Annotated in this window: 12 protein-coding genes and 1 pseudogene; 9 read left to right on the top strand and 4 right to left on the bottom strand. The window is 56.5% G+C overall.

Annotation, left to right across the window (positions count from 1 at the left end; genetic code table 11):
* The first annotated feature begins 323 nt into the window (after nt 1–323).
* Entirely contained in the window at nt 324–1,466 is a 1,143-nt protein-coding gene (gene wzz(fepE), locus ENTMO_RS0119575) for an LPS O-antigen length regulator Wzz(fepE) (protein ID WP_010435173.1), read from the top strand.
* A 40-nt stretch (nt 1,467–1,506) separates the two neighbouring features.
* Here the strand turns inward: wzz(fepE) and ENTMO_RS24775 are convergent.
* Nucleotides 1,507–1,827: pseudogene (locus tag ENTMO_RS24775) on the bottom strand (cupin domain-containing protein); the annotation flags it as partial.
* A gap of 137 nt (nt 1,828–1,964) precedes the next feature.
* Here ENTMO_RS24775 and ENTMO_RS0119565 point away from each other — a divergent pair.
* Nucleotides 1,965–2,657 carry an aspartate/glutamate racemase gene (locus tag ENTMO_RS0119565; RefSeq protein WP_010435169.1) on the top strand — a complete coding sequence of 231 codons (693 nt, stop codon included), beginning with the start codon at nt 1,965–1,967 and terminating at the stop codon, nt 2,655–2,657.
* On the opposite strand, the gene ENTMO_RS0119560 is transcribed toward ENTMO_RS0119565, so the two are convergent.
* Nucleotides 2,652–3,578, bottom strand: coding sequence for a LysR family transcriptional regulator (locus tag ENTMO_RS0119560; RefSeq protein ID WP_010435167.1), 927 nt, complete (start codon nt 3,576–3,578; stop codon nt 2,652–2,654). The two genes, ENTMO_RS0119565 and ENTMO_RS0119560, sit on opposite strands and share 6 nt — an antisense overlap.
* 125 nt (nt 3,579–3,703) lie before the next feature.
* On the opposite strand from ENTMO_RS0119560, the gene lysA reads away from it, so the two are divergent.
* Nucleotides 3,704–4,966, top strand: a complete 1,263-nt coding sequence (gene lysA, locus ENTMO_RS0119555) for a diaminopimelate decarboxylase (protein WP_010435165.1) — start codon at nt 3,704–3,706, stop codon at nt 4,964–4,966.
* On the opposite strand, the gene ENTMO_RS0119550 is transcribed toward lysA, so the two are convergent.
* The gene (locus ENTMO_RS0119550; protein WP_010435162.1) at nt 4,936–5,973 is read right to left on the bottom strand and encodes a LacI family DNA-binding transcriptional regulator; all 1,038 of its coding nucleotides are present in this window, start codon (nt 5,971–5,973) and stop codon (nt 4,936–4,938) included. The genes lysA and ENTMO_RS0119550 overlap by 31 nt on opposite strands.
* A gap of 300 nt (nt 5,974–6,273) precedes the next feature.
* On the opposite strand from ENTMO_RS0119550, the gene ENTMO_RS0119545 reads away from it, so the two are divergent.
* The 4 genes from ENTMO_RS0119545 to ENTMO_RS0119530 all read left to right on the top strand — a co-directional run bounded on the left by ENTMO_RS0119545 (nt 6,274) and on the right by ENTMO_RS0119530 (nt 10,358).
* Nucleotides 6,274–7,599, top strand: coding sequence for a PTS sugar transporter subunit IIC (locus tag ENTMO_RS0119545; protein WP_010435159.1), 1,326 nt, complete (start codon nt 6,274–6,276; stop codon nt 7,597–7,599).
* Nucleotides 7,600–7,606: 7 nt separating this feature from the next.
* A complete protein-coding gene (locus ENTMO_RS0119540; protein WP_010435157.1) occupies nt 7,607–9,043 on the top strand; it encodes a glycoside hydrolase family 1 protein in 1,437 nt (478 codons plus the stop codon).
* A gap of 68 nt (nt 9,044–9,111) precedes the next feature.
* The gene (locus tag ENTMO_RS0119535; protein ID WP_010435154.1) at nt 9,112–9,885 is read left to right on the top strand and encodes a GntR family transcriptional regulator; all 774 of its coding nucleotides are present in this window, start codon (nt 9,112–9,114) and stop codon (nt 9,883–9,885) included.
* Nucleotides 9,882–10,358, top strand: coding sequence for a GNAT family N-acetyltransferase (locus tag ENTMO_RS0119530; RefSeq protein WP_010435150.1), 477 nt, complete (start codon nt 9,882–9,884; stop codon nt 10,356–10,358). Before ENTMO_RS0119535 ends, ENTMO_RS0119530 begins: the two co-directional genes overlap by 4 nt.
* Here the strand turns inward: ENTMO_RS0119530 and galR are convergent.
* Nucleotides 10,319–11,335: an HTH-type transcriptional regulator GalR gene (gene galR / locus ENTMO_RS0119525; protein ID WP_010435148.1), complete on the bottom strand. Its 1,017-nt coding sequence runs from the start codon at nt 11,333–11,335 to the stop codon at nt 10,319–10,321. The two genes, ENTMO_RS0119530 and galR, sit on opposite strands and share 40 nt — an antisense overlap.
* Before the next feature lie 623 nt (nt 11,336–11,958).
* Between galR and aas the strand changes: the two genes are divergently transcribed.
* Both aas and lplT read left to right on the top strand, forming a co-directional pair.
* Nucleotides 11,959–14,118 (top strand): bifunctional acyl-ACP--phospholipid O-acyltransferase/long-chain-fatty-acid--ACP ligase, encoded by a 2,160-nt coding sequence (aas, locus tag ENTMO_RS0119520; protein ID WP_010435147.1) that lies wholly within the window; start codon nt 11,959–11,961, stop codon nt 14,116–14,118.
* On the top strand, nt 14,111–15,304 hold the full coding sequence (gene lplT, locus ENTMO_RS0119515) for a lysophospholipid transporter LplT (RefSeq protein ID WP_010435146.1): 1,194 nt from the start codon (nt 14,111–14,113) through the stop codon (nt 15,302–15,304). Before aas ends, lplT begins: the two co-directional genes overlap by 8 nt.
* The last annotated feature ends 36 nt before the right edge of the window (nt 15,305–15,340 follow it).

Raw genomic sequence — 15,340 nt, 5'->3', positions numbered from 1 at the left:
TTTATTTTATATTATTGCTATTTATTTCTGCGTCATTCGCTTAATGATGGAAATGTGATCGGCGTCGAAACGCTGTTTCAATAAGGTGATGAGGGTGGCATTTTTGCGCTATTTCACACAATCGCACCCGACAGTAAGGAAAGGAGGGGGAAGAAACTGAATGATTAATAAGAACAATACCGCTTAGAAACTTCCTACTAAATCTGATAGTCGGTCTACAGATAGATCAATCTGGCGTTCAGATTATTCTTACTTTCTTGTATCATCCGACCACTGCAACCAATCAGGCAGAAATTTACTGCACTCCAAAAAGAAGAACGGTTATGTCAGCGATGGATTTCAAGAAAAACACGGACCTCGATTTTCCCCGTTACGCCACTCCGGCGGTAAGCACCAAAGAGATAGATCTTCTCGGATTGTTAGACGTACTTCTGGCGGCCAAAAAACGTATTGTGACGATCGTCCTGGCGTTTGCCGTGGTAGGGGTGGCCATTGCGTTTTTAATCCCGCAAAAATGGACCAGTAAAGCCGTGATCACACCGGCCGAGCAGACGCAGTGGAACACGCTGCGCCAGATGATGGTGACGCTGCAGGTGCTGGATGTCGACGCGAAGGTGAGCCATGGAGACGTGTTTAACCTGTTCATCAAAAAGTTTCAGTCGCAGTCGCTGCTCGAAGAGTACATGAAAACCTCCCCGTACGTGATGTCTCAGCTGGAAGGCACCGAGGTAGACCCGCTGGAGCTGCATCGCGCGGTGGTGAATATTGCTGAAAAAATGAAAGCGGTAGATAACACGCAGGCAAAAGACGCAGACAAAGCGCCCTATACCTCATGGACGCTGAGCTTTACCGCTCCGACGGCGGGAGACGCGCAGACGGTTCTGGAAGGTTACATCAACTATATTTCCCGCATTGTTGAGCAGGAGACGATGGAAAATATCCGTAACCAGATCACGCTGAAAACGAAAGTCGTTCAGCAGCAGCTGGAGCTGGATCGCGTGCGTCTGACCAATATCCACAACACCAACCTGCAGCGCCTCAGCTATTCGCTGGAAGTGGCGAACGCGGCAGGCATTAAGAAACCGGTTTATAGCAACGGACAGGCGGTAAAAGGCGATCCTGACTACTCCGTGGCGCTGGGTGCTGACGGTATTGCGCAAAAGCTGCAGATTGAAAAGAATCTGAAGGACGTGGCCGAGCTGAACGCGGATTTCCAGAACCGGGAATTCTATCTGGCTCAGCTGCAAAAACTGTCCGTGGAAGACGTGAAGCTTGAGCCCTTCAAGTATCAGCTTTCACCGTCACTGCCGGTGAAAAAAGACGGTCCGGGCAAAGCCCTGATTGTGCTGCTGGCAGGGATTCTGGGCGGCCTGTTTGCCTGCGGCAGCGTGCTGCTGCGTGAGGCAATGCTCTCGCGCAATCCGCTGCCAGAACCGATAACGGCCGTAACGCCAGCAACAGAGTAACGACGATATAAAAAAGGCGCTGATTCAGCGCCTTTTTTTGTTTCAGGAAATCGTCGCGCACCGGCGTAAAGGTATCCAGAAGGGTGCCGGGCTTCAGGCAAACGCAGCCGTGCATCACGTGCGGCGCTTTATAGAGCGTATCGCCCGCCGTCACGATCTGCTTTTCTTCACCTATCGTAAACTCGAACTCCCCGGAGAGCACATAGGTAAGCTGTTCATGCGGGTGATTGTGCATCGGGCCAATCGCACCCTGCTCAAAATTGACCTCCACCGCCATCATCTTTCCATCGTGCGCCAGAATACGCCGCGTCACGCCATTGCCCAGATCCTCAAGCGTGGTCTCTTTGTGGAAAATAAACATCTCTCCGCTCCGTTATGTAATGAAACAATGTTTCATTTAACTTATCTCACCCTGCGATAAAAAGAAATGACGCGACAAAGAAGTGGAAAGAGGATCACAAGTTTGCTTCACTGGGAGAAACACATTAGGAGGGATGCATGAAAACGATCGGCCTGTTGGGTGGGATGAGCTGGGAATCGACCATCCCCTATTACCGCCTCATTAATGAAGGGGTGAAACAGCGTCTGGGTGGCCTGCACTCCGCGAGCCTGCTGCTGCACAGCGTCGATTTCCATGAAATCGAAGCCTGCCAGTCGAGCGGCGAGTGGGATAAAGCCGGGGAGATCCTGGCGCAGGCGGCGCTGGGGCTGGAGCGTGCGGGGGCGGAAGGCATTTTGCTCTGTACCAACACCATGCATAAAGTGGCGTCTCATATCGAAGACCGCAGTTCGCTGCCGTTCCTGCATATCGCGGATGCGACCGGGCGCGCGATTCGTGCATCCGGGATGTCGCGCGTGGCGCTGCTGGGCACACGCTATACGATGGAGCAGGATTTTTATCGCGGCCGTCTGAGTAGTGAGTTCGGCATTGAAAGCTTAATCCCGGACGAGGCTGACCGGGCGCGCATCAATCAGATCATCTTCGACGAGCTATGTCTCGGCACCTTCAGCGAAGCGTCCCGCGCGTACTACCTCAGCGTCATCGAGAGGCTCGCGCAGCAGGGAGCGGAAGGGGTGATCTTCGGCTGCACGGAAATCGGTTTGCTGGTGCCGGCCGAGCGCAGCGCCATTCCGGTGTTCGACACCGCGGCCATTCACGCCGCCGATGCCGTCGAGTTTATGCTGTCATAGGGCGTTTTGTAGGTCAGGTAAGCGAAGCGCCACCTGACGCGCGTGCTCGGTCAAATGCCCGGTGAAAGCGTCCACCAGCGCCGAAGCCGGACGATGCAGGGGGCGAATAAGGCTCACAGTGAAGGGAACGGACACGCTAAACCGGCGGATGACGATCCCGCTTCCGGCATAGTCCAGTGCCGTGAGGGGATTGACGACCGCTACGCCCACGCCCGCGCGCACCATGGCGCATATTGACGCCGCGCTGTGCGTTTCCACTACCATCCGCCGTTTCACCTGATGTTCGGCAAACAGCGAATCCAGCAGCTGACGGTAGCTGTCGGTCTGGGACAGGCTGATGTAGTTTTCCCCGTGAAAATCTGCAGGCGTCAACACGGCCTTACCGGCGAGCCGATGCCCGGCGGGCAAGACGCAAACTTCATCCAGCGAGAGCAACTCCGTGCGCTCGGTGCCAGCGGGTGTGGCAAGCGTTTCCGTCAGGCCCAAATCGTGGCGCTGGGCGGAAAGCCACTCTTCAAGCAGCGGTGACTCCTGCGGAACAATGGTGAGATTGACCTCAGGATAGCGGGCCAGAAACGGTTGTAGCAGCGTCGGCAGAAACGACTGGGAAAAGACGGGCAGGCAGACGATGGAAAGCTCACCCTGGCGAAACTCCCGCAAACTCTCCGCCGCGCTGACGATCCTGTCCAGCCCGTACCACGAGCGCTGGACTTCTTCGAACAGACGTAATCCCTGCACCGTCGGGTGAAGCCTGCCGCGCGCGCGTTCAAACAGCTTAAGCCCCAGCACCTTTTCAAAACGCGCCAGCTCACGGCTGACCGTTGGCTGCGAGGTATGCAGCATCTGTGCGGCTTCCGTGAGATTACCGGCGGTCATCACGGCGTGAAAAATCTCGATGTGGCGTAGGTTAACGGCGGGCATAGGGCACCTGAAAGCGGGTGAGGGTTCCATATCATTTTTGCATAGAGTCGGGATAAAACGATATTTTTTATTCCCTTCTTTTTGTGGCGTAATCATAAAAAATGATTCATGCCCCGGAGATAACCATGCCACGCCCGCTGAACCAGACTGATACTGATTTGAACGCCGATAACCTGCTGCGCCTGCCTGCCGAATTCGGCTGCCCGGTGTGGGTCTACGGCGCGCAGATCGTTCGCGAGAAGATCGCCGCGCTGCATCAGTTCGACGTGGTGCGTTTTGCCCAGAAAGCCTGCTCGAATATTCATATTCTGCGCCTGATGCGCGAGCAGGGGGTAAAGGTTGACTCCGTTTCTCTTGGCGAAATTGAGCGCGCGCTGGCGGCCGGGTTTGATCCGAAAGCCGACGGCGACGCAATCGTCTTTACCGCCGACGTGATCGACGACGCTACGCTTGCGCGCGTGCATGAGCTGCAGATCCCGGTCAACGCCGGTTCTGTGGATATGCTGGAACAGTTGGGTCAGGTGTCTCCCGGCCACCGCGTCTGGCTGCGCGTGAACCCCGGTTTTGGCCACGGTCATAGCCAAAAAACCAATACCGGCGGCGAAAACAGCAAGCATGGCATCTGGTTTGCCGATATGCCCGCCGCGCTTGAGGTATTGCAGCGTTATAACCTGAAGCTGGTGGGGATTCATATGCACATCGGGTCAGGCGTGGATTATGGTCACCTTGAGCAGGTGTGCGGTGCGATGGTGCGCCAGGTGCTCGACTTCGGGCAGGATCTGGAGGCGATCTCCGCAGGCGGCGGGTTGTCCATTCCTTACCGTGAAGGGGAAGAGGCGATCGATACCGATCACTATTACGGACTGTGGAGTGCGGCGCGCGACAAAATTGCTGCCCATCTGGGCCATCCGGTAAAACTGGAGATCGAACCGGGGCGTTTCCTGGTGGCGGAGGCTGGCGTGCTGGTGGCACAGGTGCGTAGCGTGAAAGAGATGGGGAGCCGTCACTTTGTGCTGATTGATGCAGGCTTTAACGATCTGATGCGTCCGTCTATGTACGGCAGCTATCACCACATCACGGCGCTCGCTGCGGACGGTAGCGATCTGATTAACGCGCCGCGCGTAGACACCGTCGTGGCGGGACCGCTGTGCGAATCCGGCGACGTGTTTACCCAGCAGGAGGGCGGCAAAGTGGAAACGCGCGCGCTGCCAGAAGTGAAGCCGGGTGATTATCTGGTGCTGCACGACACCGGGGCGTACGGCGCGTCGATGTCCTCAAACTACAACAGCCGCCCGCTGCTGCCGGAAGTGCTGTTTGATAACGGCGTGGCGCGGCTGATTCGCCGCCGCCAGACCATTCAGGAACTGCTGGCGTTAGAACTCGTCTGAGTAAAATACGGCCCCGTTGTCACCGAGTCGCGCAACACCAGCGTGCCGGTAAACGGCGGGATCGCTTCGACCGGCTGGTTTTTTGCCAGCCGGATCGCCTGATCGATCGCCGTGATGATCATGTTGTCAATCGGCAGATACGCCGATGAGAGCGCAGGCTCCAGCCATTTTGCACTCGGCGCATCGTCAAACCCAAACAGCGAAATATCCTGCGGGATCTTCAGCCCGGCCTGGTGTAATGCTTTGGACGCGCCCAGCGCCATATCATCGTTACAGGCAAACAGCGCGCTGAACGGTACCTTTTCCTCAATCAACGCTTTGCACAGCTCATATCCCCGCGTCATTCCCGCATCGCCGTATTTAATCCGCCGCTCGTCCAGCCGAATACCGTGCTTTTCCAGCGCCTTGCGGTAGCCCATCAGACGCGCTTTTCCGGTTGGGGTGTGGATAGGAACGGTGATGCAGGCGATCTCCCTGTGGCCCTGGCTTATCAGGTAATCTACCGCTTTGAATGCCGCATCCTGCTGTTCGAAGAAGACGCAGCGATCCGCCGCCTGGCTGACCTCCCGGTTGATCACCACCAGCGGGGTCTGCACCCTGTTCATCAGCTTGATGATCGCCTTTTCGCTCATGTAGCGGGTGTACAGCACGATGGCATCGCACTGACGATCCGCCAGCATCTGTACCGCCTGTTCTTCCTGCTCCGGCGCGTCGTGACCGTCGGTCACGATCAGCTGTTTACCGTGCGTTTCTGTTTGTCGGGAGGCCTGCTGCAGCAGGCGGCCGAAGTAAAATCCGTCGAAGGTGGAGACCACCAGACCAATGCTGTTGCTGGTCTGGTTGGCGAGCGAACGCGCGAGAAAGTTTGGGCGATAGCCCAGTTCTTCCATCGCCGCGAACACCTGCTGACGCGTACTCTCTTTAACCTGACCCGTGCCGTTCAGCACGCGCGAGACGGTGGCCTTTGACACGCCCGCACGCAGTGAGACATCCAGCATTGTTGCCATTCGAAATTCCTGCTTCCACGTAATGGCATGCAGTTTAACACAGACCATCCGGCGCATAAGCGATGCGGGAAGGGCAAAACGCCCACCAGGATCACGCTTTTCAGTAACGATCCATCAGGTCAGGACAAACGGCTGTAAGTGGTATGCCAAATCAGTCATAAATCATAATCTGGAATACCGGACGTCGCGTTGAGAGCTTAATCACAGAACAAATCGGGGCGTGAAGCTATTTTTGGTATGCCAATAGTATCCGGCTGTACACCTTATTCAATAAAAGCCCTTTTACTGAGGTATTACCCTATGGCATTACAGGAAAAACTGATCGACGCTCTGGGCAGTTTTGCCACCAAATTCAACAGCTATCGCTATATCATGGCGATCAAGTCTGCCTTTATTACCTTAATGCCGGTCATCATCGTTGGGGCATTTTCTGTGCTTATTTCCAACATGGTGCTGGATCCGAAAAATGGCCTGGCGAGCTTTGAGTCTTTGTCATTTCTCGCTGCGCTAAAACCGATTACCAGCGCGCTCAATTACGCCACGCTGAACTTCCTCAATATCGGCGCAGTGTTCCTGATTGGTATTGAGCTGGGGCGCATTAATGGCATTAAATCGCTGTTCCCCGGCCTGCTGGCGGTGATTTGCTTTATCTGCGTCACGCCGACCACCGTAGAGATGCTGGTGGACGGCGAAATGCATGTGGTGAAAGACGTGCTTCTGCGCCAGTTCTCCGATACCCGCAGCCTGTTCCTCGGCATGTTTATCGCCATTCTGTCGGTTGAGATTTACTGCTGGCTGGAGAACCGCAAGGGGCTGAAAATCAGAATGCCGGACACCGTGCCGCCTAACGTGGCGGCGTCGTTCTCCGCGCTGATCCCGGCCATTATCACCACCACCGCCATTGCCACCTTTGGCTTCGTGTTCCACCAGCTTACCGGCATGTACCTCTACGACGCGGTTTATCAGGTGGTGCAGCAGCCGCTTGAGCGCGTGGTGCAAAGCCTGCCGGGCATTCTGCTGCTGATGTTTGTCGCCCAGCTGTTCTGGGTGATCGGCATTCACGGCAACCAGATGATCAAGCCGATCCGCGAGCCGCTGCTGCTGGGGGCGATCACTGTCAACATGAGCGCGTTCGAGCAGGGCAAAGAGGTGCCAAACATCATCACCATGCCGTTCTGGGATGTGTATATGAGCATTGGCGGCTCAGGGCTCACTATCGGTCTGCTGATCGCGGTGATGATTGCCACCAAACGCAAAGAGATGAAGGAGATAGCCAAGCTCTCCATTGGTCCTGGCCTGTTTAACATCAACGAGCCGGTGATTTTCGGTATGCCAATCATGCTCAACCCGATCCTTGCCATTCCGTTCATCATTACCCCGCTGGTGACGGGCTCCATCGGTTATTTTGCGACGGTGACCGGTTTTGCCGGCAAGGCCGTGGTGATGGTGCCGTGGACCACGCCGCCGCTGATTAACGCCTGGCTCTCTACCGCAGGCTCGATGGGGGCGGTGATCACCCAGCTTATCTGTATTGTGACGGCGGTGATTATCTATCTGCCGTTTGTGAAAATTGCCTCACGCCGTGCGGAGCAGGCCGCGTTGAAGCAAGCCACCGATAACGTATGAGGACGTGATGAGCACAAAAAAGATTACGATACCCCAGGATTTCATTCTGGGCGCAGCGGCATCAGCCTGGCAAACCGAGGGATGGAGCGGTAAAAAACCGGGTCAGGATTCGTGGATCGATCTCTGGTACAAGAACGATCGTCACGTCTGGCATAACGGCTACGGCCCGGCGGTGGCGACCGATTTTATCAACCGCTTTCGCGAGGACGTGGCCCTGATGAAGCAGGCGGGGCTGACGCACTACCGCACCTCCATCAACTGGTCGCGTTTTTTGACCGACTATGAAAACGCGACGGTGGATGAAGAGTACGCCGCGTACTACGACGCGCTGTTCGATGAGATGCATCGTCAGGGCATCGAACCGATGATCTGCCTGGAGCATTACGAGCTCCCTGGCGCGCTGCTTGAAAAATACGGCGGCTGGGCGTCGAAGCATGTGGTTGAGCTGTTTGTCCGCTACGCGGAAAAGGTGTTTGACCGTTACCACGGCAAAATCACCCGCTGGTTTAGCTTCAACGAGCCGATCGTGGTGCAGACCCGCGTTTACCTGGACGCGCTGCGCTGGCCGTACGAGCAGAACACCGGTACGTGGATGCAGTGGAATCACCACAAGGTGCTGGCGACGGCGAAGGTCGTGAAGCTATTCCGGGAAAAGGGATATGACGGCTCCGTCGGCTGTATTCTCAACCCGGAAGTGACCTACCCGCGTTCCCGCGCACCACACGACGTGCGGGCGGCGGAGATCTACGATCTGTTTTATAACCGCGTGTTCCTCGATCCGCTGGTGCACGGCCGCTACCCGCAGGAACTCGTTACCCTGCTTGAGCAGCATCAGGTTGAATGGGACTACACGGCGGAAGAGCTGGCGCTGATTGCCGACAACACCGTGGACGAGCTGGGCATCAACCTCTATTACCCGCACCGGGTGAAAGCGCCTTCCCGCGCCTGGCATCCGGAGACGCCGTTCCACCCGGCGTACTACTACGAGCCGTTCGAGCTGCCGGGGCGGCGGATGAACAGATCCCGCGGCTGGGAGATTTATCCGCGGATTATCTATGACATGGCGATGCGGATTAAAAAGGAGTACCGCAATATCGACTGGTTCGTGGCAGAGAGCGGTATGGGGGTTGAAAACGAAGCCCAGTTCCGCAATCGTGACGGCGTTATCGACGATACGTACCGCATCGATTTTATCAGCGAGCACCTCTACTACGCGCTGCTGGCGCATGAAGAAGGGGCAAACTGCCACGGCTATATGCTCTGGGCCTTTACCGATAACGTCTCGCCGATGAACGCCTTCAAAAACCGCTATGGGTTAATTGAAATCGACCTCGAAAACAACCGCGCCCGCCGCGCGAAAACATCGGCCTCCTGGTTTCGTCAGTTGCGCGATGAGCGCGTGCTGACGCTCAGCGTTGACGATGAATGGAACCAGGCATTCTGATAAAATAGTGCACAAACTGGCCGGGAGGACGCCCGGCCTGCGCTTAACTGAAAAACACAGGTGAAAACGTGGATAAGGCTGTCATCCTGCCGGAAAAAAAACAGTACCAGGAAATTGGCGAGGATTTACGGGCGCAAATTATCCAGGGGCATTATCCCGTTGGGTCGCGCCTGCCGCCGGAGCGCAACATTGCCGAGACCTACGGCGTAAGCCGTACTATCGTGCGTGAGGCGCTACTGATGCTGGAGCTACAGGGCACGGTGGATATTCGCCAGGGGTCCGGCGTCTACGTGATGCGTATTCCTGAAGAACATGAAAACGAGGAAGAACGCTTCCTCAATAGCGACGTTGGCCCGTTTGAGATCTTACAGGCGCGCCAGCTCCTCGAAAGCAACATCGCCGCCTTTGCCGCCAAAATGGCAACGCGAGCCGATATCGATAACCTGCGCCGCATCATCGAGCAGGAGCAGCGGGCCATTGCCGCGGACGATCGCAGCCAGGACAACAACAAGATGTTCCACCTGGTACTGGCGGGGGCGACGCAAAACCAGATGCTGCTGGCGACCGTCGAGAGCATCTGGCATCACATGGACAGCAGCCCGCTGTGGCAGCAGTTTAACGTCCACATCGCCAGCCGCGCGTATCGCCTTAAATGGCTGGGCGACCGGCAGACCATCCTTGCAGCCCTGCGCCGTCGCGACGTCATGGGCGCGTGGCAGGCCATGTTCCAGCATCTGGAAAACGTGAAAAAGAGTTTACTGGAGCTGTCGGATGAAGATGCGCCGGATTTCGACGGCTATCTGTTTGAATCTGTTCCCCTGTTCCAGGGGAAACTGGTATGACGATCCTGCCGCTGTACGCCGCGCCGCAGTTTGCGGAGCTGGCGATCGACTGGATTTGGCGGGCCTTCGGTGACGGCCTGCCGCGTGAATTTTTCCAGAGCGTTATCGATCACAGCCAGACACCCGGTGCGCTGCCGCTGACGTTTATTGCCGTTGAGGATGAACGGCTTCTGGGCACCGTCGGATTATGGCGCTGCGATCTCATCACGCGTCAGGATCTTTATCCCTGGCTGGCGGCGCTGTACGTGGATGAGGCGGCGCGAGGAAAGGGACTCGCGGGGAAGCTTCAGGAGCATGTTATTGCGTATGCCGCGCAGGCCGGGTACACCGAGCTACATCTGTGGTCTGCCTGCCGTGACTTCTACGAACGCTACGGCTGGCAGTACATTGGCGATGGGCTGGAATACCCGAATACGCAGGTTCACCTCTACCGTTATTCGCTCTGTGCTTCTGCAAGAGACGCAACGGAATGACGGCGCACCAGCGTCGGGCTGAACAAATGCGTAATATCCGGCGGCTGGCGCTGTTCAGCCAGCGCTAACGCCAGCTCGGCAGCTTGCGTCGCCATGGTGATAATGGGGTAACGCACTGTCGTCAGGCGCGGGCGCACGTAGCGTGAGACCAGCACGTCATCGAAGCCAATCAGCGAAATTTCTGCCGGAACCTCAATGCCGTTGTCATTTAACACGCCCATTGCCCCTGCGGCCATCGAGTCGTTATAGCTGGCCACCGCCGTGAAATTTCGTCCGCGACCTAACAGTTCCGTCATGGCCTGCTCGCCACCGCTTTCATCGGGTTCACCATACGCCACCAGCCGGTCGTTACACGGCAAACCGTTTTCACGTAGCGCGTCGTAATAGCCCTGCAAACGATCTTCCGCGTCGGAAATAGGGTGGTTTGAGCACAGGTAGCCAATTCGGGTATGACCTTGCTGAATCAGGTGTCGCGTGGCAAGCCAGGCACCGTAGCGGTCATCAAGCGCCACGCAGCGCTTTTCGAAGCCGGGAATGATGCGGTTGATGATCACCATACCGGGCATTTGCTTCATCAAATGAATGAGTTCGGCATCGGGGATCATTTTCGCGTGAACCACCAGGGCGGCACAGCGGTGACGAATCAGCTGTTCAATGGCCTGGCGCTCTTTGAGTTCATTATGATAGCCGTTGCCGATCAGCAGAAAATTACCCGTCTGGTAAGAAACCTGCTCAACTGCTTTTACCATCGCCCCGAAAAACGGATCGGAAACATCGCCCACGACCAGCCCGATGGTTTCGGTAGATTGCTGCGCAAGGGCGCGCGCATTGGCGTTGGGGTGATAATTCAGGTTTTCCATGGCGTCCTGCACGGCCTGGCGTGATGCGTCACTGGCTTTAGGAGAGTTATTGATCACGCGGGAGACGGTCGCGACGGAAACACCAGCCAGACGAGCCACATCCTTAATTGTCGCCATTTATTACCTTCTTATTAGGGGTAAGCGTTTACACACTAACTAGTGTTACGGAAAAGCGGCACGCATTCAAGGGGAGCGGGGTAACACCCTCACCAAACGTGACGCAGAACACCCCTGGTCGTGTAATCGTTACACGGGCAGACGTGTCAAAATAATGTTAATCCGAACCTTTAGTTACACTTTGCCTCAGGCTGTTGCGATTGTCCGGTAGCGAGGACAATGTCGGGGTTGATAGAGTCGAGATCCCAGAGGTATTGATAGGTGGAATCAACTCCGGTTGATTAACACGATTTACACCAGCCTGCGTTTATACGCAGGTTTTTTTTGCCTGTAAGTTCAACCTGTAACAGCAAAAGAGAATATACACACCTGGTTGCACTTAGGCTCATTCCCTTGCGTTTTCTCACTGGCGAAGCGCCGGGTGAACAGCCACAATCAAGATCCCAGAGGTATTGATTGGTGAGAATTCTTAGTACGGTTTCGTACTCATCTCTTGCACCAGCCGGCGCGGATGCGCAGGTTTTTTTTCGCCTCCGTTTTTGCTGTCGCTCCCTCCCCACTTCTCGTGTAATCTGCCACCATTTACTATCAACCCTTCATTCTGGCTGGCAAAGGGAGTTGAAATGCTTTTTGGGTTCTTCCGCACACTGTTCCGTATTCTCTTCCGTCTCCGCGTCACGGGCGATGCGCAGGCACTTTATGGCGAACGTGTTCTTATCACGCCGAACCACGTTTCTTTTCTTGATGGCATATTGCTGGCGCTGTTTTTACCCGTGCGGCCAGTCTTTGCGGTCTACAGCTCCATCAGCCAAAAATGGTACATGCGCTGGCTGGCGCCGCTGATTGATTTTGTCCCGCTCGACCCAACAAAACCGATGATGATCAAACATCTGGTGCGTCTGGTTGAGCAGGGGCGTCCGGTGGTCATTTTCCCCGAGGGGAGAATTTCCGTGACCGGTTCGCTGATGAAAATTTATGACGGGGCCGGTTTTGTCGCGGCGAAGTCACAGGCCACCGTGGTGCCGCTGCGCATTGATGGAGCAGAACTGACCTATTTCAGCCGCCTGAAGGGGTTAGTGAAGCAGCGCCTGTTCCCCAAAATTACCCTGCATATTCTGCCGCCCACAACGCTCCCTATGCCGGAAGCGCCGCGCGCGCGCGATCGTCGTAAAATCGCCGGTGAAATGCTCCATCAGATAATGATGGAAGCGCGCATGGCCGTCCGTCCGCGCGAGACGTTGTACGAATCTCTGCTGTCGGCGCAGTACCGCTACGGCGCGAAGAAAAACTGCATTGAAGACATCAACTTCACCCCGGACACCTATCGCAAACTGCTGACCAAAACCCTGTTCGTGGGCCGTATTCTTGAGAAGTACAGCAAGCGGGGCGAAAAAATTGGCCTGATGCTGCCTAACGCCGGGATCAGCGCGGCGGTGATTTTTGGTGCCGTTTCTCGCGGGCGTATTCCGGCGATGATGAACTACACGGCGGGTGTGAAAGGGCTTACCAGCGCCATCACTGCCGCCCAGATTAATACCGTCTTTACTTCCCGTCAGTTCCTGGAAAAAGGCAAGCTCTGGCACCTGCCGGAGCAGCTTACCCAGGTACGCTGGGTCTTCCTGGAAGATCTGAAAGCGGACGTCACGACGCTCGACAAGCTGTGGATTTTTGCTCACCTGCTCGCGCCTCGCCTGGCGCAGGTCAAACAGCAGCCGGAAGATGATGCGATTATCCTTTTCACCTCCGGATCTGAGGGCAACCCGAAAGGCGTCGTCCACAGCCACAAAAGCATTCTGGCGAACGTTGAGCAGATCAAAACGATTGCCGACTTTACCGCTAACGATCGCTTTATGTCCGCGCTGCCGCTGTTCCACTCTTTCGGCCTGACCGTCGGTCTCTTTACGCCGCTGCTCACCGGTGCCGAAGTATTCCTCTACCCAAGCCCGCTGCACTACCGCATTGTGCCGGAGCTGGTTTATGACCGTAACTGTACCGTGCTGTTCGGCACGTCAACGTTCCTTGGCAACTATGCGCGCTTCGCCAATCCGTATGATTTCTTCCGCGTGCGCTACGTGGTTGCCGGTGCGGAAAAACTGCAGGACAGCACGCGGCAGATTTGGCAGGACAAGTTTGGCCTGCGCATTCTGGAAGGCTACGGCGTCACGGAGTGCGCGCCGGTGGTCTCTATCAACGTGCCGATGGCGGCGAAACCGGGGACGGTTGGCCGCATTCTGCCGGGGATGGATGCGCGCCTGCTGGCGGTACCGGGAATTGAAGAGGGGGGGCGCCTGCAGCTGAAAGGACCCAACGTGATGAACGGCTATCTTCGTGTAGAAAACCCAGGCGTGCTCGAAGCGCCAACGGCGGAAAACGTCAACGGGAACGTTGAGACCGGCTGGTACGACACGGGTGATATTGTTCGCTTCGACGAGCAGGGCTTTGTGCAGATCCAGGGACGAGCAAAACGCTTCGCTAAAATTGCGGGCGAAATGGTCTCCCTTGAAATGGTGGAGATGCTGGCAACAGCGGTCTCCGCTGACAAACTGCACGCCACGGTTGTGAAGAGCGATGCGAATAAAGGTGAGGCACTGGTGCTCTTCACCACGGACAGTGAGCTTAAGCGTGACGCGTTGCTTAAGCATGCGCGCGAGCATGGTATCCCTGAACTGGCCGTGCCGCGTGATATTCGCTACCTCAAACAGCTTCCGGTGCTGGGCAGCGGTAAGCCCGATTTCGTGACCCTCAAGGGCATGGTGGAAGAGGCGGAACAGCAAAATGCATGAGTCAGCACAGGCCAACAACTCACTCCGGTCGAAGGGCATGATGGCGGTTATCGCCGCGCAGTTTCTCTCTGCGTTCGGTGATAACGCACTGTTGTTTGCCACGCTGGCGTTGCTCAAGGCCGAGTTTTACCCCGACTGGAGCCAGCCGATCCTGCAGATGGTGTTTGTGGGCGCTTACATTATTTTCGCGCCGTTTGTTGGGCAGGTGGCGGACAGCTTCCCTAAAGGTCGGGTGATGATGTTCGCCAACGGCCTGAAGCTGTTGGGGGCGGCAAGCATCTGCTTTGGTATCAACCCGTTTATCGGCTATACGCTGGTAGGCATTGGCGCGGCATCTTACTCTCCGGCGAAGTATGGCATCCTGGGCGAGCTGACGACGGGCGATAAGCTGGTTAAAGCCAACGGTCTGATGGAGTCCTCTACCATCGCGGCGATTTTGCTCGGGTCCGTGGCGGGCGGTGTACTGGCGGACTGGCATGTGCTGGCGGCTCTGGGCGTTTGTGCGGTGGTGTACGGCGGGGCGGTTGTCGCGAACCTGTTTATTCCCGGACTGCCGGTGGCGCGTCCGGGTCAGTCCTGGCGTTTCGGGCCGATGACCGGCAGCTTCTTTAACGCCTGCCGTGTACTGTGGCGCAACGGTGAAACGCGTTTCTCATTGATGGGAACCAGCATGTTCTGGGGGGCGGGCGTCACGCTACGTTTCCTGCTGGTGCTGTGGGTACCGATGGCGCTGGGGATCACCGACAACGCAACGCCAACCTACCTGAATGCAATGGTCGCCGTTGGGATTGTCGTCGGAGCAGGGGCGGCGGCGAAACTGGTCACGCTTGAGACCGTTGCGCGCTGTATGCCAGCAGGGATTTTAATCGGTGTCGGCGTGCTGTTCTTCTCGCTTCAGCATGCGTTGTTGCCAGCGTACGTGCTGCTTATCCTGATTGGTATTCTGGGTGGTTTCTTTGTGGTGCCGTTGAATGCGCTTTTGCAGGAGCGCGGAAAGCAGACCGTGGGGGCCGGAAATGCCGTTGCCGTGCAAAACCTTGGCGAAAACGTGGCGATGCTGCTGATGCTGGGCCTTTATTCGCTGGCGGTCAAAGTGGGTGTGCCGGTGGTGGCCATTGGCGTCGGGTTTGGCGCGCTGTTTGCGCTGGCGATTACGGGATTATGGATCTGGCAGCGTCGGCGTTGATAAGTGCGGCCTGATGCCCTCACCCCGGCTCTCTCC

Origin of the sequence: Enterobacter mori LMG 25706 (assembly GCF_000211415.1) — a bacterium.
In the GTDB taxonomy this organism is placed as follows: domain Bacteria; phylum Pseudomonadota; class Gammaproteobacteria; order Enterobacterales; family Enterobacteriaceae; genus Enterobacter; species Enterobacter mori.
This window is presented reverse-complemented; position numbering and strand designations above follow the sequence as displayed.